Source organism: Serratia sp. GW822-FHT06D09 (assembly GCF_058799515.1).
The window spans coordinates 526,918-552,901 of the sequence record NZ_JBXALO010000001.1 but is presented as its reverse complement, the minus strand read 5'-3'; the positions used below and the strand labels follow the sequence as shown (position 1 = coordinate 552,901).

Sequence of the window (25,984 nt, the reverse complement as noted above, 5' to 3'; positions counted from 1 at the left end):
TCCTTATTGGTTATTTCAGTTTTTTGGGGTTGATGCTCCGGCCGGCAAGTCCGCCGTCGTCGGAGTGGCAGCGCCGTCGCGATATTCCACGCGCACCACGCCACCTGACATCCCGGCGGGCAGCATCATGGCTTCACCGGGATAGACACTGCGGTCAATCTGCTGCCAGCGACAAGCCGGCGTACAGTGACCCACTTTCAATACTCCCAGGCGGACGTTGCCCGGGTTGAGTAACTGGCTGCCGTCGGCGCTGCGCGCGAGCTGCGGCTGAGCCACCGCTGGCCGCAGGCGGACCAGTACGCCCCAGACCAGGTTGAGGTTGACCTGGGCGTTTTGGGTGGCGGGGGCTTCGTCTTCGCTCAGTGAGGCCACGGGTTCGAAGTAGACCCGCCAGGCTTCTTCCTGCTGGGGCGTTGCCAGGCTGATTAACCGGACGGTGCGGGTGGCACCGGCGGGCAGGGCGAATTTGTCCGGCGACACCACCAATCCTTGCTGACTGTCAACATCCACCTCGGTTTCGCGTGGCGTGGCCGGGTTGAGGATACGTTTGACGCCGACGCGTACGTATTGGGTCTGCGGGGATTTGGACAGTACCTGCAGGGTGGTAGCCTCCTGGCCGGGGCCGATGTCGGCGCTGATGGGGTAGACCGTCAGGTTGGCCAGGCAGCCGGTGTTGACCAGCATCAGGGCGGCGGCCAGCCCGGCGAGTTTGCTGCGGGTGAGCCCCATAGCGCGGTGGATTTTTGGCATGTCTGCACACTCCCTGTGATGCATGAAAAGGTCTGAATAAGACCCGTTTTACGACCGATAAAAACGCAACATAATGAACCAAAGTGTCACATTATGGATTTATGACTTGAAAGGCGGGTGATGGCGTACGATATCGCTAAAAAAAGGCCATGGATGGCGCTATTTCAGCGTAATAAACTGGATTGGCGAGATGGGTAGCGACAGAGTGACGGAGCTTAAAAATCGGGAAAGTATAATATGCTGGATAATTGCGTTTCAGCCAGATGATTCTAACTGGGTGATATTCAAAAATAAAAATTAAATTACGGAAATATTGCAGAAAAAAATTGACGTTTTTAGCAGCGGAAACTTAGTATGGTGACACTTTGGTTCAAAATGTTACATTTTCCTCGAACCACAGCGCCTTAAATCGTCCTGCATTACTGGCTGTATACAGCACAGTATGCTGGATGTTGCGATGGCCAAGATAATCCTGAATCAGCCGGGTATCCGCCCCTTTATCCGCCAAAGCGTAGCCGCAGGCGTGGCGTAACATATGCGGGTGCACCGCAATAGCCAAACCTGCCCGTTCCCCTAATTGCCTCAGTATCCGATAGATGCGCGAACGAGAAAGCCGTCCGCCCTTGTGGGACAAAAATAACCAGTCGTAGTCGTTCGCCCCCGGATAACGCTGTCTGCGCTCTAGCCAGCGCGTCAGCAATTTTCGCTCCATGGGATGCAAAGGTTGCACGGTGGACAGGCCGTTTTTAAGGCGACGTACGTACAGGCTACCTGCCGCCATATCCAGATCCGCCAGGTGCAGGCCGGTCAGTTCGCTGACCCGGCAACCGTGGATAAAACACATCCACAGCAGGCAGGTATTGCGTTCCGGATCGGGGCTGTCGCTGGCGGCTGCCAGCATGCGCTCGATCTCCGGGCGCGTGAGATGCTTGCGCTCGTTATTTTTCATCGTGACTCCTTGTGGGTGAGGATAGAAAAGAAACGCGGCCCGTTAATGGGCCGGCAGGAGAGTATAAGAAATGAAGGCATTGCGTGCCGGAAATTAGGAATAAACTGTGTGACTGTTGATAAAGTGAGCAGGTTGTGAACGTAAATCAAACAAACGCATGGCATGCCGCAGGGTAAAAATAAAACCCGGGCGCACCTCTAACGGATCCGCCCAGTGTTTTATCGTTATTTTTTCACTACCAGCCCCACACCGCGGCCACGCGGATCGGAGGCGGTTTCCGGCGTGTCACCCTTGACGCGGATCGCCTGTATGTCCCCCATGTACCAGCCCTGATCTTCCAGTGTGTAACCCATCGCTTTCAGCTGTTCAGCCACTTTGCCGGTCAGTGGAGCAAAAGCGTCGTAGAAGATAGTGTCTTTCGGCAACAGTTGGTGATGGACGCGCTGCGCGGCCACCGCTTGTTGCAGCGGTAACTGGTAGTCATAGAGATTGTTTATCACCTGGAAAATCGAGGTGAAAATGCGAGAGCCGCCAGGGGTACCGATCACCAGGCTAACGTTGCCGTCGCGGGTGATAATGGTCGGGCTCATGGACGAAAGCATGCGTTTACCCGGTTCAATGGCGTTGGCGTCGCTACCGACCACGCCAAAGGCATTGGCCACGCCCGGTTTGGCGCTGAAGTCGTCCATTTCGTCATTCAACAGGAAGCCTGCCCCTTTCACCACCACGCCGCTGCCGAAGTCCCAGTTTAGCGTATAGGTATTGCTGACCGCGTTACCCTGCGCGTCAACAATCGAGAAATGCGTGGTTTGATGGGGTTCCAGCCCAGGCCGCACTTTCTCGGTCGGTGAAATGGCGGTCGGGTTGATCTCCGCAGCCCGCTTTTGCAAATAATCCGGGGCGACCAATTGAGCAACCGGCACCTTGGCAAAGTCAGGATCGCCGAGGTAATCGGCGCGATCGGCAAAGACGCGCTTTTCGATTTCCGACAGTAAGTGAATATAGCGGGCGGAGTTCAGCTCCACGCCTTTGAAATCGGCAGCACGATCTTCCTTTATGCCCAGCAACTGCGCCAGCGCGATGCCGCCGGAGCTCGGCAGCGGGGCGGTATAAAGGGTATTGCCGCGCCAGGTGATTTTCATCGGTTCGCGCCATTTCACCCGGTAGTCTGTCAGATCCTCCTGGGTGATCAGGCCGCCATCGCGCTGCATCTGGGCGATCAGCAGCTTGGCCGTTTCCCCCTGATAGAAGTCGTCAGCGCCTTTGTTGGCGATGCGTTCCAGCGTTTTGGCCAGTTCCGGCTGTTTAAACACCGCGCCGGGTTTCATGCTGCCAAAGTAATCGCCGAAGTTGGTTTTGTCGGCGAACAGCTTGTTGGCATCCTCACGGTATTGGTATTGCTGGCCGGCCACCTTAAAGCCTTGTTGAGCATAGCCGATAGCCGGGGTCAGCAGTTCTGCCCAGGGCAACTTGCCGAAGCGTTTATGCGCTTCCCACAGCCCGAGTACCGTGCCGGGTACGCCGGCGGCTTTGGTGCCCACCAGGCTGAGGTTCTCGATCACTTCGCCTTTTTCGTTAAGGTACATGGTTTTGGTGGCCGCTTTGGGGGCGACTTCCCGGTAGTCGAGGAAGTAGGGCTTGCCGTCGACGTACAGGGTCATAAAACCGCCGCCGCCAATGTTGCCGGCCTCCGGGTAGGTCACTGCCAGCGTAAAGGCGGTGGCAACCGCAGCATCGACGGCGTTACCACCGGCCTGCAAAATTTGTGCAGCCACTTTGGCACCGTATTGATCCGGCGCCGCCACGGCACCGGCGTTCAGATTAGCGGCGAATACCGAAGGACTGAGGGTGGCCAGCGCCACGCTGAGTGCCAATGTTTTCAATAAACCAGAATGCATAGCCTTTCCTTTTCGAATTGAACGATGACAGGTGAATTCAATCTCAACAACCACTTAGCACCATTGTTTAAGCTTTTTCTGGCGCTTGATTGAAAGTAGCACCGCTCAATCCGCCGCGCTTTATCCGGCGTTTGGAAGCGTGAGGTAGAACGTTAAATCACCGCCGGCAATTGTGTTAGTAACCACTCACAAAAATGCCGGGCGAGCGGGTTGTTCTCGCTATCGCGATGAATAAGCCAGGCCCACTGAGGGCCACGCACGCTTTGCTCCGTCATCGGCTGCAATACCCCACGTGCCTGAGCCTGTTGCGCCAGCAGTTCGCTGACCAGAGCGATGCCCAGGCCGTCGCAGGCCGCATCCAACAGCAGGCCGGGATCGGAGAAGTTCAGGCCGTGGCTGCTTTGCCCAACGTTGGCGCCGCCCTGAACGGCCCAGTGGCTCCAGTCCATCTCGCGTTCGCCGTGCAGGGTGGTGCGTTGTGCCTTGTCCTGTTTCAGCAGCTCAGGATGGCAAGCCGGATAGAGCCGATCCTGATGCAGCATTTTGAGGCTACATTCAATTTGCGCACTGAGATCGTCACGGATCGCCAGATCGACGGTTTCGGTCGCCATATCCGGCGGGTCGAAGGTGGTGAACAGCCACAGGTCGATATCCGGATGCTGCCGGTGGAAGCTTTTAAGGTGCGGAACCAGCCAGTGACGGGCGAACGCCGGCGTGGTGTTGACGATCAACTGGTTGGGCTTGCGGTATTGCTCCAGACGGCGGATGCCAACGGCCAACTGTTGCAGCATCACCTGGGCGGTGCTGTAGAGATCCTGACCGGCATCGGTCAGGCTGACGCTGCGGCCGCTACGGAAAAACAGCGGTTGCTCCAGGAAGGCTTCCAGGCTGCGAATTTGTTGGCTGATCGCCGACTGAGTGAGGTGCAGCTCATCAGCGGCCTGGTGGAAACTGCCCAGCCGGGCGGCGGCTTCAAAACCGCGCAGGGCGTTCATCGGGGGCCAGTGCTTTAACATTATTGATAAGCCTATCTAATCAGGTGTCCGCTAAATGTATCCTTTGTTTTACCCGGATTAAAGGGATTAACATAGCTGTTATCGACATCACGCCGTCTTTTGCTGAATAGTTTAGCTTATTGTTTTGGCGGCAATACAGGAGCAAACCATGTCAACACGTCGTGAATTTATCAAACAGGCTTCCCTGATTGCCGGCATTAGCCTGACGGCCTCGATGGGGCTGGCATCATTGTCCAGCCACGCGGCTCAGAAAACGGCTGGCGGGAACTGGCGCATGCCCGATGAGGGGGAGCCTCAGCAATGCGCCTTTATCGCTTTTGGCGCACAGCGGGCGATTTGGGGGGCGTTCACGGCGGACGTGCAAGATGCTCTGGGGCGCATTGCCCGTGCTATCGCGGTTTACCAGCCGCTGACGGTATTTTGTCGCGAACGTGAACGAGAGTTAGCGGAGATAAAATGCGGCAGCCACAATGTGACCTTTGTCATTACCGAGCTCGATGATATTTGGATGCGCGATATCGCTGCCAATTTCGTTACCAACAATGCGGGTGAATTGGCGGCGGTGGACTTCAACTTTAACGGCTGGGGCAATAAGCAACGGCACGGTAAAGATGCTCAGTTGGCCGCTTTCCAGGCCAGACATTTCGGCGTTAACACACTGCGCCGCAGCGCCTTGACAGGAGAAGGCGGGGGCATCGAGGTGGATGGTCATGGCACCGGCATCATGACCGAGAGCAGTTGGGTCAATCGCAACCGCAACCCTGGCTGGAGCCGTGAGCGGGTAGAGCAAGAGCTCAAAGCGATGCTGGGCCTGCGAAAAATCATCTGGCTGCCGGGGATTAAAGGCAAAGACATTACCGACGCTCACGTCGATTTTTACGCCCGTTTCGTCAGCCCAGGCGTGGTGATCGCCAATCTGGACAGCGATCCTGAGTCCTACGACCATCAGGTCACGCTGGATCATTTGGCGATCCTCAAACAGGCCACGGATGCCGATGGCCGCAAGATACAGGTGCATACGGTGTCGCCACCGCGGGATCCACGCCGTAGCCGCTTCAGCAAGGGCAATGCGGATTTTGCCGCCGGTTACATCAATTACTTTGTCATCAACGGCGCGATTATCGCCCCGGAGTTTGGCGATGCCGAGGCGGATGCCGCAGCTTTGGCATTATTGACGGCGCTTTACCCGCAGCGTGAAGTGGTGCAGTTGAATATCGACGCTATCGCCGCCGGCGGTGGGGGCATCCACTGCGTGACCAGTCAGCTGCCGGCCGTTTAAGTCTTGCTACAACAGGGCCAGCCTTGGCCCTGTCGAGAGAACGCGGGTCAATACGTGTGGAAGTAATCCTGAATGACGCGAGGATTATGGGTTTTGGTCAGCGACAGCATCAGCAGAATACGCGCCTTGGCCGGGTTGAGCGAATCGGACACCAGGCCAGGTTGCCCGCTGTCCTCGGGGACAATACCGCTGCCGGTGCGGCTGGCGCGAACCACCAGCACACCGGCTTTCTCCGCTTTTTTGATCCCGGCAGAGCTGCGCACTGAGACCGAGCCGGCACCGGTGCCAGCGTAAACAATGCCATCCACTTTATGCTGAATGGCCGCATCGTACATGTATTCAGGGTCGTCCTGATAACCATAAATAATGTCGACTTTTGGCAGCACCTTGACATCACGTACGTCAAATACCGAGCGAGTGGTGTGGATCTTGTCGACTCGGGTTTCAAAGTAGGGCTTGCCACCGACAATTACGCCCAGATAGCCTTCCTCCGGGGCTTTGAAGGTGTCCAGCGTGGTGGCGTTGGTTTTGGTGCTGAAACGGGCCGAGCCGATGCGATCGTTCAGAACGACCATAACGCCACGCCCCACGGACTGCTTGTCGGCGGCAACGGTGACCGCATCCAGCAGGTTCATTGGGCCGTCGGCGCTGATGGCCGTGGCAGGGCGCATCGCGGCGGTAAATACCACCGGTTTGTTGCTCTTGACCGTCAGATTAAGAAAGTACGGCGATTCGTCCAGCGTATCGGTTCCGTGCGTGATCACCACGCCATCCACATCACTGCGTGAAAGCAGCTCATTGACCCGCTTGGACAGCTTGAGCAGGATATCGCTGGTCATGTTTTCGCTGCCGATATTGGCAATCTGTTCGCCGTCTACGCGGGCGACTTTCTGCATTTCCGGCACCGCTGCAATCAGCGTTTCCACTCCCAGTGCCCCAGCCTTATAACCAGTGGTTTGTGTATTACTGGCCGCAGAGCCTGCGATGGTGCCGCCGGTGGCTAAAATCACGATGTGCGGTAAGTCCCCGGCGGCGCTTGCCACGCCGGCAAAGCTGAAGGTGAAGCAGATCAATGCCACTCTAATTGTTTGAAACATAAGCTACCCCTGATTAACAAGCCAAATTAGCAGGAGTAGCCAAAGCAAAAAGGGTGCCAGTTAGACAGTTAGCGGTAGCAGAGGACAAGGGGCCATACCGATGCGAAATGACGCTCGTTGGAGGAGCGAGTCGCACCAAAATGGATCTCGTTCTAGCGCTGCGGTCCCAGCCCGTAGCTTAATAATGCAATGGCGTGCCGCGCGATGACTTCAGCGCTCTGCGGGCCGTGGCTGCTGTTGTTGTCACGGTGCCATTTCGGCGCGGTGGCCAGCGGCAGCAGCGTCATGCCAAACAGGGTGATAAACAGCAAAGAGGGTTCCAGATCGGCACTCAGCTTGCCTTCTGCCTGCCAGCGCATAATCGACTTCAGGGCCGCTTTGCGCTGCGCATCACCAAAACGCTCATCCATCCGTTGCTTCAGTACGCCGTTATCACTCATCACTTCTCGCAACCACAGCGGGGCGAACCAGGGATGCGCGGTAGAGATATCGATAAACCTTTGGGCCAGTTGGGTGAAAGCGGCAATAGGATCGTCCGCATTGGCGTCGAAAACGCTGCCGGCGGCCAGCCGTACCGGCAGGAAACGCTCTTCGATCAGCACGTCCAGCAGCTGTTCGCGGTTGTGAAAATAGTAGTGGAGCATAGCGGGGGTGACGCCGGCTTCACGGGCAATGGCATTGAGCGAAGTATCGGCAATGCCTTGGCGGGCAAACAAATTAAGCGCCGTGTCCAGCAGGTGCTCGCGTTTTTCTGTGCCCTTGGTGCCGCCGCTCGGCCGACCAGGGCGGCGCGGGGCTTGAACGTTTTGTGCTGTCATCGCGGTGAGATCCATTGACCGGAGAAAAGAATCACTCATATATTAATTACTCGATTAATTAATTACAAGTGAGCTCATCTAAATGGGGATCGGTCATCTGGCAGGCAGCGAAGACAGCGGCAGGGCGTCTGGGCAGGCGCCCTCGATCCGGCTGTTGTTCTCCGCATTGCTGCTGGTCATGTTGCTGGCGGCGCTCGATCAAACCATTGTCTCTACGGCATTACCGACCATCGTTGGCGAGTTCGGTGGCCTGGAAAATCTGTCGTGGGTAGTCACCGCCTATTTGCTGGCATCGACGATAGTGGTGCCGCTGTATGGCAAGTTCGGCGATCTGTTCGGCCGTAAAATCGTGCTGCAGATTGCCATTGTGGTCTTCCTGCTCGGCTCGGTGCTGTGCGGATTGGCGCAAAACATGACCCAGCTTATCCTGATGCGTGCCCTGCAGGGGTTGGGCGGTGGCGGTTTGCTGGTCGTCACCATGGCGGTGGTGGGCGATGTGATCCCGCCGGCCGAACGCGGACGCTATCAGGGCCTGTTTGGCGGCGTATTCGGCCTGGCGACGGTGGTGGGCCCGTTGATTGGTGGGGTGCTGGTGCAGCATTTCTCATGGCGCTGGATTTTCTATATCAACCTGCCGCTGGGGATTTTCGCGCTGTTGGTGATTGGCGCGGTGTTCCAATCCCGGGTCAATCGGGTCAAGCATGAAATCGATTTCCTGGGGGCCAGCTATCTGGCTGCCGCGCTGACCTGCATTATTCTGTTTACCAGTCAGGGCGGTACGGTCATGGCCTGGTCTGACGGGCAGCTGTGGTGCATTTTGGCCTTTGGTTTGGTGTCATTAGGCGGTTTTATCTACGAAGAACGCCTGGCGAGCGAGCCTATCATTCCGCTCGACTTATTCCGCAACAGGACCTTTTTGCTGTGCGCCTTGGTCGGCTTTATCGTCGGTATGTCGCTGTTTGGTTCGGTGACTTTCCTGCCGCTGTATTTGCAGGTGGTGAAGAATTCCACGCCGACCCAGGCCGGGATGCAGCTGCTGCCGCTGATGGGCGGGATCATGATCAGCTCCATCGTTAGCGGTCGGTTAATCAGCAAGCGCGGCAAATACCGTATTTTCCCGATTATAGGCACCAGCTGTGCCCTGGTAGGCATGATTCTGCTGGGGACGCTGAAAAACTCGACGCCGGTACATCTGCTGTATCTCTACATCAGCCTGCTGGGGTTGGGATTGGGTATGGTGATGCAGGTGATGATCCTGGCGGCGCAAAACAGCGTCGAGCCAAAACACATGGGCGTTGCCACTTCGAGCGCTACGCTGTTTCGCTCTATCGGCGGATCCATCGGGGTAGCCGTGTTTGGCGCGATTTTTACCAATGTGCTGCACAGTCGGTTGGCCAGCTTGCTGCCTGAAGGGACGGCGTTACCGCGTTCCTTGGGCGCGGCGGCGGTGCACCATCTGCCGTTGACATTGCAGAACGACTATTTGCAAGCCTTTGGCGGGGCCATTCACTCGGTGTATCAGATTGCCGCCGGGGTCATGGCGCTGGCCTTTGCATTGACCTGGTTGCTGAAAGACGTGCCGCTTCGCCATAAGTAAAACCGCCAAAACCGGTGCGTAAAGCAGGCGCGCACCGGTTCTCCTCATGCTCTGCGATGCAATTTTACGCAATCCTTACGCAACCCTGTCAGACTAAAAACGGCGCTTTCTATATATTGAGAATAAACGTTCTCAATAGGATAGATAGTCGATGCAAAGGAAAAAGGTTTTACTTGTCAGCCTGTCGTTATTGCTGGCCGCTTGTGATGGCCAGAGCGGTGGAGCACCCGCCGGCGCCGGTAGCGTGCAAGAAGTGGGTGTCGCGACGCTGCAGGCTCAACCGGTAACGCTGAGCAGCGATTTGACCGGCCGCGTGAACGCCACCATGACCTCGGACGTTCGTCCTCAGGTGGACGGCATTATCAAAAAACGCCTGTTTACCGAAGGTGCCGAGGTCAAGGCCGGACAGGTGCTGTATCAGATCGACCCCGCAACCTATCAGGCCAGCTACGATCAGGCTGCCGCTCAGTTGAAAAGCGCTGAGGCCACCGTGAAGTCCAGCCGCCTGAAGGCGCAGCGTTACGCCGCACTGGTAAAAGATAATGGCGTTTCCAAACAGGATGCGGATGATGCCATGGCGACCTATCTGGAGGCGGTTGCCGCCGTCGCACAGTATCAGGCCTCTTTGGAGTCGGCCAAAATCAATCTCGCGTACACTCAGGTGCGCGCGCCTATCTCCGGCCGTATCGGCATTTCCTCCGTTACGCCGGGTGCTTTGGTGACCGCCAGTCAGACCGACGCCCTGGCGACCATTCGCGCGCTCGATCCGATTTATGTCGATCTCACTCAGTCCAGCAGTCAATTGCTCAAACTGCGTAAACAGCAGGCATCGCTGCAACGTGACGATGTCACGCCGGTAGCCATCAAACTCGAGGACGGCACGCCATATACCCACCCCGGTAAACTGGAGCTGACGGAAGTGGCGGTAGACGAGTCGACCGGCTCCGTCACCTTGCGTGCGGTGTTCCCTAATCCCGAGCACGAATTGCTGCCCGGCATGTATGTTCACGCCACGGTAGACAACGGCGTCAACCCCAAGGGGATTTTGGCGCCTCAGCAGGGGATCACCCGTAACGCCAAGGGCGAAGCCACGGCGCTGGTTGTTAACGCGCAAAACAAAGTGGAGCAACGCACGATCATTACCGAACAGGTTATCGGCAGCAACTGGCTGGTCAGCAAGGGCCTGAATGCCGGTGACCGTCTGATCGTTGAAGGCACCAATAAGGTGGCTGCGGGCGTTGAGGTCAAAGCGGTTGATGTGAAACAACCGACGGCTAACGGCGGGGAGCAGTAACCATGGCGCAGTTCTTTATTCGGCGACCGGTTTTCGCCTGGGTGATTGCGATCATCATCATGCTGTGTGGGCTGATGTCGATCAACTCGCTGCCCATTTCGCAATATCCGGACGTCTCCCCACCGCAGATTTCCATCTCCGCCACCTATCCGGGTGCCGATGCCGAGACGCTGGAAAACAGCGTTACTCAGGTCATCGAACAGCAGCTTACCGGGCTGGACGGGCTGCTTTACTTTTCAGCCACCAGCAGCTCCGACGGTTCTGTGAGCATTAATGTCACCTTCGACCAGGGCACCGATCCGGATATCGCGCAGGTGCAGGTGCAAAACAAGGTGCAGCAGGCGGAAAGTCGCTTGCCTACCGAGGTCACCGCGCAAGGGGTTACGGTCAAAAAATCTCAGAGCAGCTTCTTGCTGATCGTCGGTCTGTATGACGAAACCGACAAGGCCAGCATGGCGGACATTTCCGACTATCTGGTGAGCAACATTCAGGATCCGCTGTCGCGCATCGAAGGGGTTGGCGATGTGCAGGTATTCGGATCGGAATACGCCATGCGCATCTGGCTTGACCCGACCAAGCTGGCGTCCTTTTCACTGATGCCTTCCGACGTATCAACGGCGATAGAAGCGCAAAATACCCAGGTTTCCGCTGGTAAGGTCGGCGATTTACCGTCCGGTGCCGATCAGCAGCTGACCGCCACGGTAAAAGCGCAGTCGCGCCTGCAAACGCCGGAGCAGTTCCGCAACATCATTCTCAAGAGTGACAGCAGCGGCGCACTGGTGCGCCTGGGCGACGTTGCGCGGGTAGAGTTGGGCAACGAGGATTACTCTTCTAGCGCCCGGTTGAATGGCCATCCAGCCTCCGGGATTGCGGTCAAGCTGGCCGCCGGTGCCAATGCGCTCAACACCGCCAAGCTGGTCAAAGCCAAAGTGGCGGAATATCAGACTTCAATGCCGAACGGTTACAAGGTGGCCTACCCGAAAGACAGCACCGATTTTATTAATATCTCGATCGAAGAGGTGGTGAAAACGCTGATAGAGGCGGTGGTGTTGGTAGTGATCGTGATGTTTGTGTTCCTGCAAAACCTGCGTACTACGCTGATCCCGACCATTACCGTGCCGGTGGTACTGTTGGGCACCTTTGGCGTGCTCGCCGCCTTCGGCTATTCGATCAATACCCTGACGCTGTTTGGCATGGTGCTGGCGATCGGCCTATTAGTGGATGACGCCATTGTGGTGGTGGAAAACGTCGAGCGCGTGATGCGGGAAGAGAAGCTGCCGCCGCGTGAGGCGACGGAAAAATCGATGAAGGAGATCACCGGGGCTCTGGTCGGTATCGCCATGGTGCTGTCGGCGGTGTTCCTGCCGATGGCGTTCTTTGGCGGCTCCACCGGGGTTATCTACCGTCAGTTCTCCGTTACCATCGTGGCGTCGATGGTGCTGTCGGTGATCCTGGCGCTGACGCTGGCACCGGCATTGTGTGCCACTTTGCTCAAACCAGCTCATGACGATCTGACCGATAAGGGCCTGCTGGGTAAATTTAACCGTGGCTATAACCGTCTGCAGGAGAAATACGCCGATAAGGTCGCCCGGGTGATACACAGCCCAATGCGCTATCTGCTGCTGTATGGTCTGTTGCTGATTGCCGCCGCCGTGATGTATATGCGGCTGCCGACCGGCTTCTTGCCCAATGAAGATCAGGGCGTGGTGATGGTGCAATACACCTTGCCTGCCGGCGCGACCGATGCCAGGACATCGGCGGTCAGCGACGCGGTAAAAGATTACTTCCTCACCGACGAGAAGGCCAACGTCAGCACCATTTTCACCATCAATGGTTTTGGTTTCAGCGGCAGCGGGCAAAACGCCGGTATGGCCTTCGTCAGTCTCAAGGACTGGAGCCAGCGGCCCGGCAGTGCCAACACCGCCGATGCCATTGCCAAACGAGCAATGGCGCACTTTGCCACTATCCGCGATGCCCAGGTGTTCTCGATGAGCCCACCGGCGATCGACGGTTTCGGCCAGTCCGACGGTTTCACCTTCGAACTGCAGGCTAAAGGGGCTACCACCCGTGCGGAGTTGCAAGTGATGCGTGACCAGATCATCGCCGCCGCCGGGAAAAACCCGAGTCTGAGCGCGGTGCGCGCCAACACCCTGCCGGATACGCCACAGCTGCAGGTAGACATCGACAACGACAAACTGCAGGCGTTGGGCCTGAGCGCCGGCGACGTCAGCAGCACGCTCACCAGCGCGTTCGGCAGCACCTACATCAACGACTTTATCGACCGCAACCGGGTGAAAAAGGTCTATATGCAGGGTGACGTCGAGTATCGGTCAAAGCCGGAGGATCTCGATAAGTGGTTTGTTCGCGGCACCTCCAGCAGCACGACCAGCATGACGCCGTTCTCTGCCTTTGCCTCTTCACATTGGATTTACGGGCCGGAAAACCTGTCGCGTTATAACGGACTGTCCTCGTTTGAAATCACCGGCGAGGGCGCGCCCGGTACCAGTTCAGGCACGGCAATGGACGAGATGGAAAAACTGGCATCACAGTTCTCTTCCGCCAGCAGCTTCTCCTGGAGCGGGTTGTCATATCAGGAACGCCTGACCAGCGGACAGGCGGCATCGTTGTATGCCATTTCGTTGGTAGTGGTGTTCCTGTGCCTGGCGGCGCTGTATGAGAGCTGGTCAATCCCGTTTGCCGTGATGATGGTGGTGCCGATGGGCGTGGTGGGATCCCTGTTGGCCATCACGCTGCGCGGGCTGGAAAACGACATTTATTTCCAGGTGGCGCTATTAACCATCATCGGCCTGTCGGCCAAGAACGCCATTCTGATCGTTGAATTCGCCGAAGAAAATTACCAGCGCGGCGAAGCCTTGATCGCCGCCGCCGTTGAGGCTTCCCGTATGCGCCTGCGTCCTATTCTGATGACCTCTCTGGCATTCAGCGCCGGCGTATTGCCCTTGGCGGTTTCCAGCGGCGCCGGGGCCAACAGCCGGATCGCCATAGGTACCGGGATCATCGGCGGCACCATTACGGCGACATTACTGGCAATCTTCTTCGTTCCTTTGTTCTACGTATTGGTACGCCGGATGTTTTCACGCAAAACAACCTCCGCCAAACCAACAGAAAACACTGTGCCGCAGGCAGGAGAATAACGTGCTGCAACGTTTAATCACTTTGACCTTTCCGCTGGTGCTGGCGGGGTGTATCTCGCTCGATCCGGATTATCAACGCCCGCAGGCGCCGGTGCCCTCAACGCTGCCGCAAGGAGCAGCTTATACTGCGCCCTCGGGTAAATTGTCATTAAGCTATCCGGACATCCCATGGCGTGACTATGTGGTCGATAGCCGGTTACGGCAGGTGGTGGAGATGGGGCTGAGCAGCAGTCGCGATTTACGCGAGGCCATTGCCAACATCGAATCTGCCCGGGCGCTCTACGGTGAGCAACGTGCCGATCTGTTTCCTACCATCAATGCCGGAGTGGACGGCAGTCGTGGCCGGGCATTGACCGGTAATGGCAATGCCACGGCGATCAGCCAAAGTTACGAAGCGACGGCAAGCACCAGTTCTTTCGAGCTGGATCTGTTTGGCAAAAATCGCAGCCTGACTCGCGCTAAATTCGAGAGCTATTTGGCGGAGTCCGAAGCGGCGAAAAGTACCCGTTTGGCGCTGATTGCCGACACCGTGACCGACTGGGTAAATGTGGCGGCCGCACGCAGCAATCTGGCCGCCGCCAAAGGCACCATGGAAAGTGCCAAACAGTCGTTGGCGGTAACGCGCAAGAATCAGCAAAACGGTATTTTGTCGATGGTTGACGTGGCGTCGGCCGAGACGGTCTATCAGCAGGCGCGTTCGGACGTGGCCAGCTACACCACCAGCGCGGCGCAGGCGAAAAATGCGCTGGATCTGGTGGTCGGGCAAAGCGTGCCGGAGAGCCTGTTGCCTGATGGGATCGAAGCGTTGTCTGGCATCATGAAAGATATACCGGCCAATGTGTCGTCGCAGGTGCTGCTGAACCGTCCGGACGTGCTGGAGGCCGAGCATAATCTGAAGGCTGCCAATGCCAATATCGGTTCCGCCAGAGCGGCGTTCTTCCCGTCTATCAGCCTGACCGCCAGCGGCGGGGTGGGCAGTGGAGAACTGTCATCCCTGTTTAGTCAGGGGGCGGGCGTTTGGTCGTTCGCACCGAGCATCAGCCTGCCGATCTTTACCGGTGGCTATAATACGGCGCAGTTGAATTACACCAAGGCGCAGAAAGACCTCTACGTCGCCACCTATGAAAAAGCGGTGCAGACGGCATTCCAGGAAACGGCCGATGCGTTGGCACGCAGGGGCACAATTCAGGAACAGTTAGCGGCGCAAACCGGCTATGTGGCGGCCTCGCAGGAATATTATCGCCTGGCGGAGCTGCGCTACCGCCATGGCGTGGATACCTATCTGGTGATGTTGGACGCGCAGCGAACGCTATATACCGCCCAGCAGTCGCTGATTGCTGCTCGCCAAACCGAATATCAGAACCTGATTACTCTGTATAAAGTGCTGGGTGGGGGCATCGCGGCAGAAAAGCAGGGCGATGGCGTGGTTGCCAACAATAGATCTTTAACCCAATAAGATTTAGCCCAGGCAATAATTAAATAACGCAGTGTGATGATAGCGCGCTGCGTTTTTTTATATTCATTCTGTGGTGGAAGTGTAAAGAAAGGGAAAATGACCAGACGATGGAGAACTCGCCACAATCAGCAGGGTCTGAATAATATCGCATCATCCCCGCGGCCAAATATATTGAGGTTGAAATGGAAAGTGATATTCAGCAACAGGTCATTTCAGTGATTGATCGCTATAATTCGCCCAGCCTGCTTAAAAAGGGGGTTGCCGTTACTCTCAATACGGAAATAAACAAAGAGCTGCACCTGTCCTTGCCAATGTCTGAAACGCTGATGCGTGGCTATTTCGACGCCTTTCTCATCGACAGCAGCAATTACAATCATGAGCTGTATTTTCGTCAGGAGTCAAAGTCGGCGTTATTGTTCTCCTCATCAAATCGTCGCGCGAATCACTGGGATCTTGAAATGGAAAGGATCCGGCCATTGTATGTTTATATGCTGGTGCGATCCGCACGGGCCAAACGCTGGCTTTACGACATCCACTTTCTGATTGAACAATTAAAATGATATCGCGATATTCCCAATATTGGATGAGTTAACTCATCGCGCCGAATGCAGTTTCAGGCCCGCAAAGAAATTGTGGGCCTTTTAACGGAGTTATTGTGCCAGTAACTCGGCAAATTTCGCCAGCCATTGCGGATGCGCCGGCCAGGCAGGGGCGGTCACCAGATTGCCGTCAACATGGGCCTGATCGATACCGATATCCGCAAAGTGGCCACCGGCCAGCTGCACTTCCGGGGCGCAGGCCGGATAGGCGCTGCAGGTTCTGCCTTTCAACACCCCGGCGGCGGCCAACAGCTGCGGGCCGTGACACACCGCGGCGATGGGTTTGCGTGCGGCGTCAAAAGCCTGCACCAGCTTGATCACCTGCGGGTTCAGGCGCAGATACTCGGGCGCTCTGCCGCCGGGGATCAACAGCGCGTCGTAGTCTTCTTCTTTTGCCGCGGCAAAGTCGGCATTCAGGGTGAAACGGTGGCCAGGTTTTTCACTGTAGGTCTGCGCGCCGTCGAAATCATGGATTGCCGTCATGATGTAATCCCCCTTGGCCTTGTCCGGGCAGACGGCATCCACCTGATGGCCAATCATCTGCAATGCCTGAAAGGGCACCATGGTTTCATAATCTTCAGCGTAATCACCAACCAGCATCAGGATCTTTTTCTTGCTCATACGGGGCTCTCCGGGAGGAATAATCCCTAACATATAGCCTACCGGTGTGTGAAACGCGAACCTGCTTCTGGCGTAGGTGCATCTATACTGATTTTACCGCCGGAGGCGGTTCAGGGAGATCAACCTCAATGAGGTGGCGCAGTATCTCAATTATCGACTCACCGGGCTTCCCGGTTTCTGCTCATGAGACCCCCATATGCTTAATTTGTCCACATTGCTTGAAGAGAGTGCGCGTACTTTCCCCAATCGTCTGGCGCTGGTTCAGGACGAATTCCAGCTTAGCTATGGCGAACTCGATCAGCTCGCCAATCAGGTTGCCCATCTGCTGAGGATTCGGGGCGTAAAACCGGGGGAGAGGGTGGCGTTGGCCTGCCCAAACCGTTGGGAGTTTCCGGCGATTTACTTCGGCATTCTCAAAGCGGGTGCGGTGGTGGTGCCGTTGAATATCTTGCTGAAGGCGGGGGAGTTTGAATACTACCTGCAGGATTCGCAGGCGGTGGCCTTCTTTTGTTTTGAAGGGGGCTATGGATTAACCTTGGGGGAAGAGGCAAAAATCGCGTTCGATGCCACGCAATCGTGCCGCGACTTTATTATTATCGGTGACAGCCTGCCGCTGAGCGGTGACCGCTTCAGCCAGGCCATTCGCCAGCAACCTACCGATTTTGACAGCGCCAGCACCCTGGAGTCCGACACCGCAGTGATCCTCTACACCAGCGGAACCACCGGCCGTGCCAAAGGGGCGGAGTTGACCCATTCCAACCTGGTACTGAATGCGCTGGTTTCGGCGCAATTATTCAATAGCTCGGTTGAACGCCCCGATCGCCATTTGGTAACGCTGCCGCTGTTCCATACTTTCGGCTCAACCGTCCAGATGAATGCCGGCTTCGCCTTGGGAGCAACGCTAGTGCTGATGCCCCGTTTTGATGCAAAGCTGGCTATCTCGCTGATGCAAAAGCACACCATCACTTTTTTCGCCGGCGTACCTACCATGTATTGGGCACTGCTGAACGCGCTGGACGACAGCGTAGATCTGGCGATGTTGCGCAAAAATTTACGCATGGCGGTCTCCGGCGGGGCCAGTTTGCCGGTGCAAATCATTGAAGATTTTGCCCGTCGTTTCGGCGTTAACATTCTGGAGGGATACGGGCTGTCGGAAACCAGCCCGGTCGCTACCTTCAATCATCCAGGACGCGTCAACAAAGTGGGGTCTATCGGCCAATCGATCTGGGGCGTTGAAGTCCGGCTGGTTGATGTCACCGGCAAAACGATAACGGAGATCGATCAGGTCGGTGAGTTAGCGGTGCGCGGTCACAATGTGATGAAAGGTTATCTTAATCGCCCGGAAGCCACGGCAGAGGTTCTGGAAAACGGCTGGTTTAGAACCGGCGATCTGGCACGGCGTGACGCCGATGGCTTTTATTTTATCGTCGACAGGTCGAAAGACGTGATTATCCGGGGCGGCTTTAACGTTTATCCGCGTGAAGTGGAGGAACTGATGATTCGCCACCCTGCGGTTTCGTTGGTGGCGGTGATCGGGGTGCCGCATCCATCACTGGGAGAGGAAATTAAAGCGGTGGTGGTGTTGAAAGATCTGGACGAGGCGGTAACGGAAGAAGCCTTGATTACCTGGACCAAAGAGCAACTGGCGGCGTTTAAATACCCGCGTATCGTGGAGTTTGTCGAGCGGTTACCGATGACCAGCACCGGAAAGGTGTTGAAAAGGTTGCTGCGTTAGAAGGGGATATTTTGAAATGATCCCGGCCTGCAGTGCAAGCCGGGATGGATAACGCATTAACCTGGGTAAATGCCACGCTCTTTACGTGCGGTCAGGATACGCTCACAGGCGACGATGTAGGCCGCGGTGCGCAGGCTGCATTTCTTCTCTTCGGATTTGTTCCAAACGTGAACCATAGCGTCGGTCATGATCTTGTCCATACGCTCGTTGATTTCGCTTTCGCTCCAGAAGTAGCTGGCCATGTCCTGCACCCACTCGAAGTAACTGACGGTCACGCCGCCGGCGTTACAGATAACGTCAGGCACTACGGTGATGTTGCGTGAACGCAGAACGTCGTCCGCATCTGGGTAGGTTGGGCCGTTTGCCCCTTCCAGTACCAGCTTGGCGCTGAGGATTTCTGCACGTTGACGGGTGATCTGACCTTCCAGGGCGGCTGGGATCAGGATGTCCATGTCGACGGACCAGAAAGCTTCGCTTTCGATTTCTTTAGCGCCAGGGAAGCCAGCGATCTGCTTGTTCTTGGCTTGCCATTCGGTCAATGCGTTCAGGTCGATGCCGTCTGGGTTGGACAGGGTCGCTGAGTGGTCCTGGATCACGACTACGCGTGCGCCGATGCCGACGAACAGACGAGCCGCTTCGCTGCCCACGTTACCAAAGCCCTGTACCGCCACTTTGGCACCTTCGAGCTGTACGCCCAAACGTTTGGCCACTTCACAACCGGTCACGAACACGCCACGGCCGGTCGCTTTTTCACGGCCCAGAGAGCCGCCCAGGTGGATAGGCTTGCCGGTGACGACGCCGGTGATGGTAGTGCCGTGATTCATGGAATAGGTATCCATCATCCAGGCCATCACTTTGGAGTTGGTGCCGACGTCCGGTGCGGGAATATCTTTCTGTGGCCCGATGATAAAGCCGATTTCGCTGGTGTAGCGGCGGGTCAATCTTTCCAGCTCGCCTTCAGACAGTTTGAAAGGATCGACGCGGATCCCCCCCTTGGCGCCACCGTAAGGCAGGTTGACTGCCGCACATTTGATGGTCATCCAGGCTGACAGCGCCATAACCTCATCGAGATCAACATCTGGGTGGTAACGGATGCCGCCTTTACCCGGGCCGCGCGACAGGTTGTGCTGAACGCGGAAACCTTCGAAGTGGCGGATTGAACCGTCGTCCATCTGCAGAGGAATATCAACGATCAGCGCACGCTTAGGGTGACGCAGGGTATCAACCCAACGCGACAGCTCACCGAGATAAGGTGCAACGCGGTCGATTTGTTGCAGATAGGTGGCCCAGGCCGTTGTGCTGCTTTCTGAAGCGTAGGATAGCTTTTCCATAACCAACCTTTTTATATATAGGTATTTATTTTGTTTAACCGTGGATTACTAAGTGCATAACACTTTTGCGACGCTAAATTTACCATTAAAAACGCGGCTTGTTAGCCCCCACTCATCGGGCCACAGGCCGCTTTCAAGCCGGTTTGACGGCGTAAAAATGAATAGTTAATTACTTTTGTACGGTGGTTGCGGGAGCTACTCATGGTTTATGCATAAAAAATGCATAAAACCCGTTTTTATCTATTTTTCAGAAGCTTGAATGTGATCAAAAAGTTTCATTTTATTTAAGTGTCGTGTTGACAATGCCGTTTCCTGACGCCAGAGTTAAATTCATGTTAAATCGACGTTGTCAGCGTTTTATTCTTGAACAAAAATAATCATAACCGACTGATAATAAATGAATCACCCTCCACGCTCATGCTTCGCATGCTAAATGTGGGCTAGCGCGCAGCTCGAACAGCCGTTTTCTGATGCGTACATTTTTTAACTTCCCTTTAACAAGGGGGCGGTATCGTTTTGCCTGAATTTTTTTGCCGGTACAACGCGCAATGCGTTTCACTCCTGCAGCAGCGGCTGTCCGCTGCTTAATCGCCTTAATGACGGACAGGTAACACCATGACAAAAAGTAAGCAACATCGGTTGAAGGCTTCTTCAACCGAGGGGCACGACTGCGCCCAAACATTGCAACGCGGACTCAGCGAGCGCCATATTCAACTGATTTCCATCGGCGGCGCCATTGGGACTGGCTTATTTATGGGATCGGGCAAAACCATCGCGCTTTCCGGCACCTCTATTGTGTTGACCTATGTGATTGTCGGCTTCTTTATGTTTATGGTGATGCGAGCGATGGGGGAGCTGTTGCTGACCAAGCTCGACTACCGCTCGTTTGCCGATTTCGTTTCCGAATACCTGGGGCCGAAAGCCAGCTTCTTTCTGGGGTGGTCCTATTGGCTGAGCTGGGTGGTGACGTGCATTGCCGACGTGGTGGTCTGCGGCGGCTACATACAGTACTGGTACCCCGAGGTTTCGCCCTGGCTACCGGCTTTACTGACCTTAGGGCTGTTGTGCCTGTTCAATATGCTGTCGGTGAAGATGTTTGGCGAAGCGGAGTTTTGGTTTGCCATCATCAAGGTGATCGCCATTATCGCGCTGATCGTCACCGGGGCCTGGATGGTGTTTATTGGCTGGACTTCGCCGGACGGGGTTAAAGCCTCGGTGAACAACATCACCGATCCTGCTATTTTCATGCCGCACGGCATTCTTGGTTTCTTTGCCGGCTTCCAGATCGCCATCTTTTCCTGCACCGGTATTGAGCTGTTGGGCACCATGTCGGCTGAAACCAAGGATCCATACAAGGTACTGCCGAAGGCGATTAACGTTATCCCGGTGCGGATCATCATCTTTTATGTGTTTTCCATGCTGGCGATCATCGCCGTAACCTCATGGAGCCATATTTCACCGGACAGCAGCCCGTTTGTGATGCTGTTCGATCAGGCGGGATTGCCCGCTGCCGCTGCGGTCATCAACTTTGTGGCGCTGACTTCGGCGATGTCCTCAGCCAACAGTGGCGTCTATTCCAGTACCCGTATGCTGTATGGCTTGTCGATGGAGAAGCATGCCCATGGGCAGTTCAAGATACTTTCGCGCACTACCGCCATTCCGATCCGCAGCCTGATGTTCTCGTGCTTTTGCATGGTAGTGGGGACGATGTTGCTGATCCTGATGCCGAACGTCATGACGCTATTTACTATCGTGTCTACCGTGGCGGCGATACTGGTGGTTTACAGCTGGGGCATGATCCTGGCGGCCTATCTGGTTTACCGCAAACAGCGGCCCGACCTGCATGCACGTTCGCTGTTCAAAATGCCGGGTGGGGTGATAATGACCTGGCTGACATTGGCATTCTTTGCCTTCACGCTGGTGCTGATGATCTTTGATCGCGATACCCTGATAGCGTTGTGCAGCATGCCGCTGTGGTTTATCACCCTGGCGATCGTTTGGCGCTTTAGAATCAAAGACAGCGTGTCTCAGGAAGGCTATGTGTTTTACCAAAGCCATCGCGAGGCGGAATAAGCCAGTCTCGGGAGGGCGGTTAGCCGTTCTCCCGCTCGGCATTGCGGGGCAACTGAGGTATGCTAAGCGGCTGACCCAATGATGAAAACTGGCCAATATCATCATGCCTTATCGCTATGGAGTAACAGCAGAGTGCTGAAAACCACGTCCCAGTTAGAATTATTGCAGTCGGTTGCCGACGGCATTGCAGCGCTGTTTTTTCCCAATGTGGAAGTGGTGATACACGATCTCTCTACCAATAAGGTGGCGTACCTCGCCAATAATCTGTCGAAACGCAAACCGGGTGACGATGCCGGTTTGGAGGATTTTGACATCGACAGCGAAGGTCAGGTGACCGGGCCGTACGAGAAACTCAACTGGGACGGCAAGAAAATGCGTTCGGTGAGCATTGCCGCGAAAGACGAACAGGGCGTTCCCCGCTACCTGCTGTGCATTAATTTGAGCACCGCGACATTTGAAGACGCCAGAAATGCGCTGGATATGTTCCTGTCGGTCACCCGTTTGCAGCCTCAGCCACAGCAGTTATTCAAAGACGACTGGCAGGAGAAGATCAATACCTTCCTGCACGAGTGGATCCGCCAGCAAAACGCTTCATTGGGTTCATTGAGCCGTGAACAGAAAAAGCAGTTGGTGATTGACCTGTATAACGAAGGGGCGTTTAAAGCCAAAAGCGCCGCCGACTATATCGCCAACGTGTTATCCCTCGGCCGCGCCACGGTTTACAAATACCTGAAAGAGTTAAAAAAGGGCGAGAGCGCCTAAAAAACCTGAGCGTGCCTGATGTCGGGCCGCTGTCCTGTAAGACTCATGCCCCTTTGCACTGCTGAATAACTCTGATATGGTTGCACAATACAACCATATCAGAGTGCCGATCATGTCAACCACACAACCAAGTCCGTATTTACACCCGATCAGGGATGCGTCGCGCCATTTGGTGCGTGAGCTCGGCTTTATGGGCAATACCCTGGCAGGAACCGAACTGCCGCCATCGGCGGTGCATGCGTTGATTGAAATAGGCGATCGCCAGGTTGATACCGCCGCGGAGCTTTGCAACGTACTTAACCTGGAGAAATCCAGCGTCAGCCGCATGTTGAACAAGCTGATCAAAGCCGGGGAGCTGGAAACGCAGGCCAGCCCGCGAGATGCCAGAGAGAAGATCCTGCGGCTGACGGCGCAAGGACGAGAAACCCTGGCGGGCATCAATCGTTTTGCCGATCGTCAGGTGCTTACCGCGCTGGAGCAGTTACCGGCAGACGCCAGCGTCAGCATCGCCAATGGACTGCAGAGCTATGCCACAGCGTTGCGAGCACATCGCCTGGGAGAAACGCCGGTTGCTGCAGCGCCCATCGAGATTGTCAGCGGCTATCTGCCGGGGTTCACCGCCAGAACGCTGGAAATGCACATGCAATACTATTCCCGCACCGTGGGTTTCGGCGCCTTCTTCGAAGCTACGGTGGGCGCGGCATTGGCCGATCTGGCCGGGCGTTTGTCGAATCCATTAAACCAGACCTGGTCCGCGCTGAAGGGCGATCGCATTGTCGGCTCTGTATCGATTGATGGTGAAAGCTTGGGAGACAACCGTGCTCACTTGCGCGCATTTATTATCGATGACAGCCTGCGTGGCAGCGGTATTGGCCGCCAGTTGCTGAACCGGGCGGTCAGTTTTTGCGATGAGCATGCCTTTGACGAAACCCATCTGTGGACCTTCAAAGGGCTGGATGCGGCCCGGCATCTTTATGAAAGCGTCGGTTTCGTGCTTGCAGAAGAGCAGCCGGGCACACAGTGGGGGCAATTGATGACCGAACAGCTATTTATTCGCCGCCCAGTTGCCCCAAATTGACATACTGGGTCTCAAGATACTCCTCGAGCCCCACATCCGCACCCTCACGGCCCAGGCCAGACTCTTTGACGCCGCCAAAGGGCGCCACTTCAGTCGAGATAATGCCCTCATTGATGCCCACCATACCGCTTTCCAACTGGCGCGTGACACGGAATGCACGCGCCAGATCGCGAGTGTAGAGGTAGGCGGCCAATCCGAAAGGCGTGTCGTTAGCCCGGCGAATCACTTCCTCTTCGGTATGGAAACGGAAGCAGGCTGCCAGCGGCCCGAAAGTTTCTTCATGCGCCAACCGCATCTGTTCATTAGCGTCGGCCAATACCGTGGGTTGGAAGAAGGTTCCTCCGAGCGGATGGCGCTCCCCCCCGCACATCAGCCGCGCCCCCTGGCTTAACGCATCCTGCAGGTGAGCCTCCACTTTTTCTACCGCTTTCAGATGGATTAACGGCCCTTGCTGGGCTCCGGGCGTCATGCCGGGGGCCACTTTCAACGCCCGGGTGGCCTCGGTCAATAACTGGATAAAACGATCGTAAACGCCTTCCTGAATATAGAAGCGGTTCACGCACACGCAGGTTTGGCCACTGTTGCGGAATTTAGCCGCCATCGCACCCGCCACTGCCGCAGTCAGGTCGGCATCGTCAAACACGATAAAAGGGGCGTTCCCCCCCAGTTCCAGCGACAGTTTTTTCACCGTATCCGCCGCCTGACGCATCAGCAGTTTCCCCACTGGGGTCGAGCCGGTAAAGGAGACCTTGCGCACCTGTGAACTGGCCATCAGTGAGGTGCCAATCGCCGGGGTGTCGCCGGAGACGGCGTTAATCACTCCGGGGGGAACGCCAGCCTGTTCCGCCAGCACGATCAGCGCAAAGGCGGAAAGCGGGGTCTCATTGGCCGGTTTGATCACGGCGGTACACCCGGCCGCCAGCGCAGGGCCGAGCTTGCGCGTCAGCATTGCCAATGGGAAATTCCACGGCGTGATGGCGGCAATGACGCCAACCGGCTGTTTGAAGGTCAGGATTTGGTTGCCGGCTTGGGTGGCAGGAATGGTGTGACCGCAGGCGCGCTTGGCCTGCTCGGCAAACCATTCAATAAAGCTGGCGGCATAGACCACTTCCCCCAGGGCTTCGCTCAATACCTTGCCTTGTTCTGCCACCATCAGTTCCGCCAACGGGGCCTGATGCGCCACGATCAGTTGAAACCAGCGCTGCAGGATCTGCGATCGCGCTTTTGCCGGCAAGGCGCGCCAGGCGGGTAGCGCGGCTGAGGCTGCCGCAATTGCCGCTTCGGTTTCTGCGGCACCCGCAAAGGCGATCTCGGCCAGCGTTTCGCCGCTGGCGGGGTTGTTTACGGGATAGCGCCGTGGTGCGCTGCGCCATTGGCCGTCGCAATACCAGCCGTTGCGTAACAGGGAGGAATAGGAGGTCATGCAATGTTCCTTGTGTCGGTATTGTCCAGGGTAAACAGGCCGCGGGTTGGGCGGCTCTCACGTGCAATGCGTTTGCCTGCGGTGTAATCGTTAATCACATCGCAGGGGGTGTAGTGGCGTTCCAGCTCATAACGTTCATCTTCGCTAAGCGGGGTTGATAAGGCACTGACAGCGCTGTTTATCTGTTGCACCGTGTCGGCGCCGACCAGCATGCAGTCCACTCCCGGGTGACCCAGCACCCAGGCCTGAGCAATTTGCGCCGGCGGAAGACCGCGCAGCGTCGCCACCTGGCTGACCGAGTGTGCGACATTGCGCGAAGCCGCATCGGCATACATCTCCTGAGTGAAGAAATCCGTTTGGTTTCGCACCGAGTTGAAATCGCAACTGAGCAAACCGCGCGCCAGCGGGCTGAACACCGAAATGCCCAAACCTTGATCGCGGCACAAGGGGATCATCTCGCGCTCTTCTTCGCGGTAGGCGCAGTTGAGCTGCAATTGCATGTTGATGGGTTTGACGAAACCCTGCCGCTCGCACATCCACAGGATTTTCGCCAATTGCCAGGCATACATGGTTGAGACGCCGACATACCGCGCTTTGCCTGAACGGACGATATCGTTCATCGCCGACCAGGTTTCTTCGATGGGGGTGTTCACGTCAAAGTAGTGCAGCATGTAAATATCGACATAATCGGTGCCCAGGCGACGCAGGCTGGCGTCAATACTGGTCATGATGTGCTTGCGGGAATGCCCCTGATTATTGGTGCCGCCGCCAAGCGGGTAACCGACCTTGGTGGTCAACACCAGCTCGTCGCGCTGAGCCACGCGCGCAATGATGCGGCCAACCACTTCCTCGCCTGCGCCGCTGGAGTAAAAATCCGCCAGATCAATGAAGTTGATCCCGCATTCGAGCGCGTGGCGTATCAGCGGCTCGCTTTGCTGTTCGTCAAAAATCCAGGGTTTCCACTGTTTGCTGCCCATGTTCATGGTGCCGAGACACAAGCGGGAAACTTTCAGTCCGCACTGACCAAGATTGATGTAATCCATGGCGTTCTCC

The 25,984-nt window shown here is 56.3% G+C and carries 20 protein-coding genes; 10 read left to right on the top strand and 10 right to left on the bottom strand.

Features of this window, described 5'->3' with window-relative positions; translation table 11 throughout:
- Positions 1-15: 15 nt before the first annotated feature.
- From AC1RKG_RS02540 to AC1RKG_RS02525, 4 genes are all read right to left on the bottom strand, one after another.
- Positions 16-750, bottom strand: a complete 735-nt coding sequence (locus AC1RKG_RS02540; protein WP_493181927.1) for a fimbrial protein — start codon at positions 748-750, stop codon at positions 16-18.
- Between the two features lie 370 nt (positions 751-1,120).
- Complete coding sequence (locus AC1RKG_RS02535) at positions 1,121-1,699, bottom strand: tyrosine-type DNA invertase (RefSeq protein ID WP_128864866.1); 579 nt, start codon at positions 1,697-1,699, stop codon at positions 1,121-1,123.
- Positions 1,700-1,923: 224 nt separating this feature from the next.
- The gene (gene ggt / locus AC1RKG_RS02530) at positions 1,924-3,597 is read right to left on the bottom strand and encodes a gamma-glutamyltransferase (RefSeq protein WP_493181926.1); all 1,674 of its coding nucleotides are present in this window, start codon (positions 3,595-3,597) and stop codon (positions 1,924-1,926) included.
- Positions 3,598-3,749: 152 nt separating this feature from the next.
- Positions 3,750-4,613 carry a LysR family transcriptional regulator gene (locus AC1RKG_RS02525; RefSeq protein WP_142815180.1) on the bottom strand — a complete coding sequence of 288 codons (864 nt, stop codon included), beginning with the start codon at positions 4,611-4,613 and terminating at the stop codon, positions 3,750-3,752.
- Positions 4,614-4,761: 148 nt separating this feature from the next.
- Between AC1RKG_RS02525 and AC1RKG_RS02520 the strand changes: the two genes are divergently transcribed.
- Positions 4,762-5,892 (top strand): agmatine deiminase family protein, encoded by a 1,131-nt coding sequence (locus AC1RKG_RS02520; RefSeq protein ID WP_493181923.1) that lies wholly within the window; start codon positions 4,762-4,764, stop codon positions 5,890-5,892.
- Between the two features lie 47 nt (positions 5,893-5,939).
- Here AC1RKG_RS02520 and AC1RKG_RS02515 read toward each other — a convergent pair whose 3' ends face one another.
- Together AC1RKG_RS02515 and AC1RKG_RS02510 are read right to left on the bottom strand one after the other, a co-directional pair.
- On the bottom strand, positions 5,940-6,989 hold the full coding sequence (locus AC1RKG_RS02515; RefSeq protein WP_020826952.1) for a type II asparaginase: 1,050 nt from the start codon (positions 6,987-6,989) through the stop codon (positions 5,940-5,942).
- Positions 6,990-7,141: 152 nt separating this feature from the next.
- Entirely contained in the window at positions 7,142-7,807 is a 666-nt protein-coding gene (locus AC1RKG_RS02510; RefSeq protein WP_244995222.1) for a TetR/AcrR family transcriptional regulator, read from the bottom strand.
- A gap of 82 nt (positions 7,808-7,889) precedes the next feature.
- Between AC1RKG_RS02510 and AC1RKG_RS02505 the strand changes: the two genes are divergently transcribed.
- From AC1RKG_RS02505 to AC1RKG_RS02485, 5 genes are all read left to right on the top strand, one after another.
- A complete protein-coding gene (locus AC1RKG_RS02505) occupies positions 7,890-9,404 on the top strand; it encodes an MDR family MFS transporter (protein ID WP_479637107.1) in 1,515 nt (504 codons plus the stop codon).
- Positions 9,405-9,555: 151 nt separating this feature from the next.
- Positions 9,556-10,698, top strand: a complete 1,143-nt coding sequence (locus tag AC1RKG_RS02500; RefSeq protein WP_493181921.1) for an efflux RND transporter periplasmic adaptor subunit — start codon at positions 9,556-9,558, stop codon at positions 10,696-10,698.
- A 2-nt stretch (positions 10,699-10,700) separates the two neighbouring features.
- Entirely contained in the window at positions 10,701-13,853 is a 3,153-nt protein-coding gene (locus AC1RKG_RS02495; protein WP_493181919.1) for an efflux RND transporter permease subunit, read from the top strand.
- A 1-nt stretch (position 13,854) separates the two neighbouring features.
- A complete protein-coding gene (locus tag AC1RKG_RS02490) occupies positions 13,855-15,309 on the top strand; it encodes an efflux transporter outer membrane subunit (RefSeq protein WP_115058794.1) in 1,455 nt (484 codons plus the stop codon).
- 182 nt (positions 15,310-15,491) lie between these two features.
- The gene (locus AC1RKG_RS02485; RefSeq protein WP_020826946.1) at positions 15,492-15,869 is read left to right on the top strand and encodes a DUF1493 family protein; all 378 of its coding nucleotides are present in this window, start codon (positions 15,492-15,494) and stop codon (positions 15,867-15,869) included.
- A gap of 90 nt (positions 15,870-15,959) precedes the next feature.
- On the opposite strand, the gene AC1RKG_RS02480 is transcribed toward AC1RKG_RS02485, so the two are convergent.
- Positions 15,960-16,529 carry a DJ-1/PfpI family protein gene (locus AC1RKG_RS02480; protein WP_020826945.1) on the bottom strand — a complete coding sequence of 190 codons (570 nt, stop codon included), beginning with the start codon at positions 16,527-16,529 and terminating at the stop codon, positions 15,960-15,962.
- 196 nt (positions 16,530-16,725) lie between these two features.
- Here AC1RKG_RS02480 and AC1RKG_RS02475 point away from each other — a divergent pair, with 196 nt between their 5' ends.
- Positions 16,726-18,264: a long-chain-fatty-acid--CoA ligase gene (locus AC1RKG_RS02475; protein ID WP_493181918.1), complete on the top strand. Its 1,539-nt coding sequence runs from the start codon at positions 16,726-16,728 to the stop codon at positions 18,262-18,264.
- A gap of 56 nt (positions 18,265-18,320) precedes the next feature.
- Here AC1RKG_RS02475 and AC1RKG_RS02470 read toward each other — a convergent pair whose 3' ends face one another.
- The gene (locus AC1RKG_RS02470; protein WP_020826943.1) at positions 18,321-19,595 is read right to left on the bottom strand and encodes a Glu/Leu/Phe/Val family dehydrogenase; all 1,275 of its coding nucleotides are present in this window, start codon (positions 19,593-19,595) and stop codon (positions 18,321-18,323) included.
- A gap of 615 nt (positions 19,596-20,210) precedes the next feature.
- Between AC1RKG_RS02470 and AC1RKG_RS02465 the strand changes: the two genes are divergently transcribed.
- The 3 genes from AC1RKG_RS02465 (at position 20,211) to AC1RKG_RS02455 (ending at position 23,508) form a co-directional block, all read left to right on the top strand.
- A complete protein-coding gene (locus tag AC1RKG_RS02465) occupies positions 20,211-21,668 on the top strand; it encodes an amino acid permease (RefSeq protein ID WP_493181917.1) in 1,458 nt (485 codons plus the stop codon).
- Between the two features lie 132 nt (positions 21,669-21,800).
- A complete protein-coding gene (locus tag AC1RKG_RS02460) occupies positions 21,801-22,430 on the top strand; it encodes a helix-turn-helix transcriptional regulator (protein ID WP_020826941.1) in 630 nt (209 codons plus the stop codon).
- Positions 22,431-22,542: 112 nt separating this feature from the next.
- Positions 22,543-23,508, top strand: coding sequence for a bifunctional helix-turn-helix transcriptional regulator/GNAT family N-acetyltransferase (locus AC1RKG_RS02455; protein WP_493181915.1), 966 nt, complete (start codon positions 22,543-22,545; stop codon positions 23,506-23,508).
- On the opposite strand, the gene AC1RKG_RS02450 is transcribed toward AC1RKG_RS02455, so the two are convergent.
- Complete coding sequence (locus AC1RKG_RS02450) at positions 23,480-24,931, bottom strand: NAD-dependent succinate-semialdehyde dehydrogenase (RefSeq protein WP_493181914.1); 1,452 nt, start codon at positions 24,929-24,931, stop codon at positions 23,480-23,482. The genes AC1RKG_RS02455 and AC1RKG_RS02450 overlap by 29 nt on opposite strands.
- Positions 24,928-25,974 carry an aldo/keto reductase gene (locus tag AC1RKG_RS02445; protein WP_217331269.1) on the bottom strand — a complete coding sequence of 349 codons (1,047 nt, stop codon included), beginning with the start codon at positions 25,972-25,974 and terminating at the stop codon, positions 24,928-24,930. The genes AC1RKG_RS02450 and AC1RKG_RS02445 overlap by 4 nt, the downstream gene beginning before the upstream one ends.
- Between the last annotated feature and the right edge of the window lie 10 nt (positions 25,975-25,984).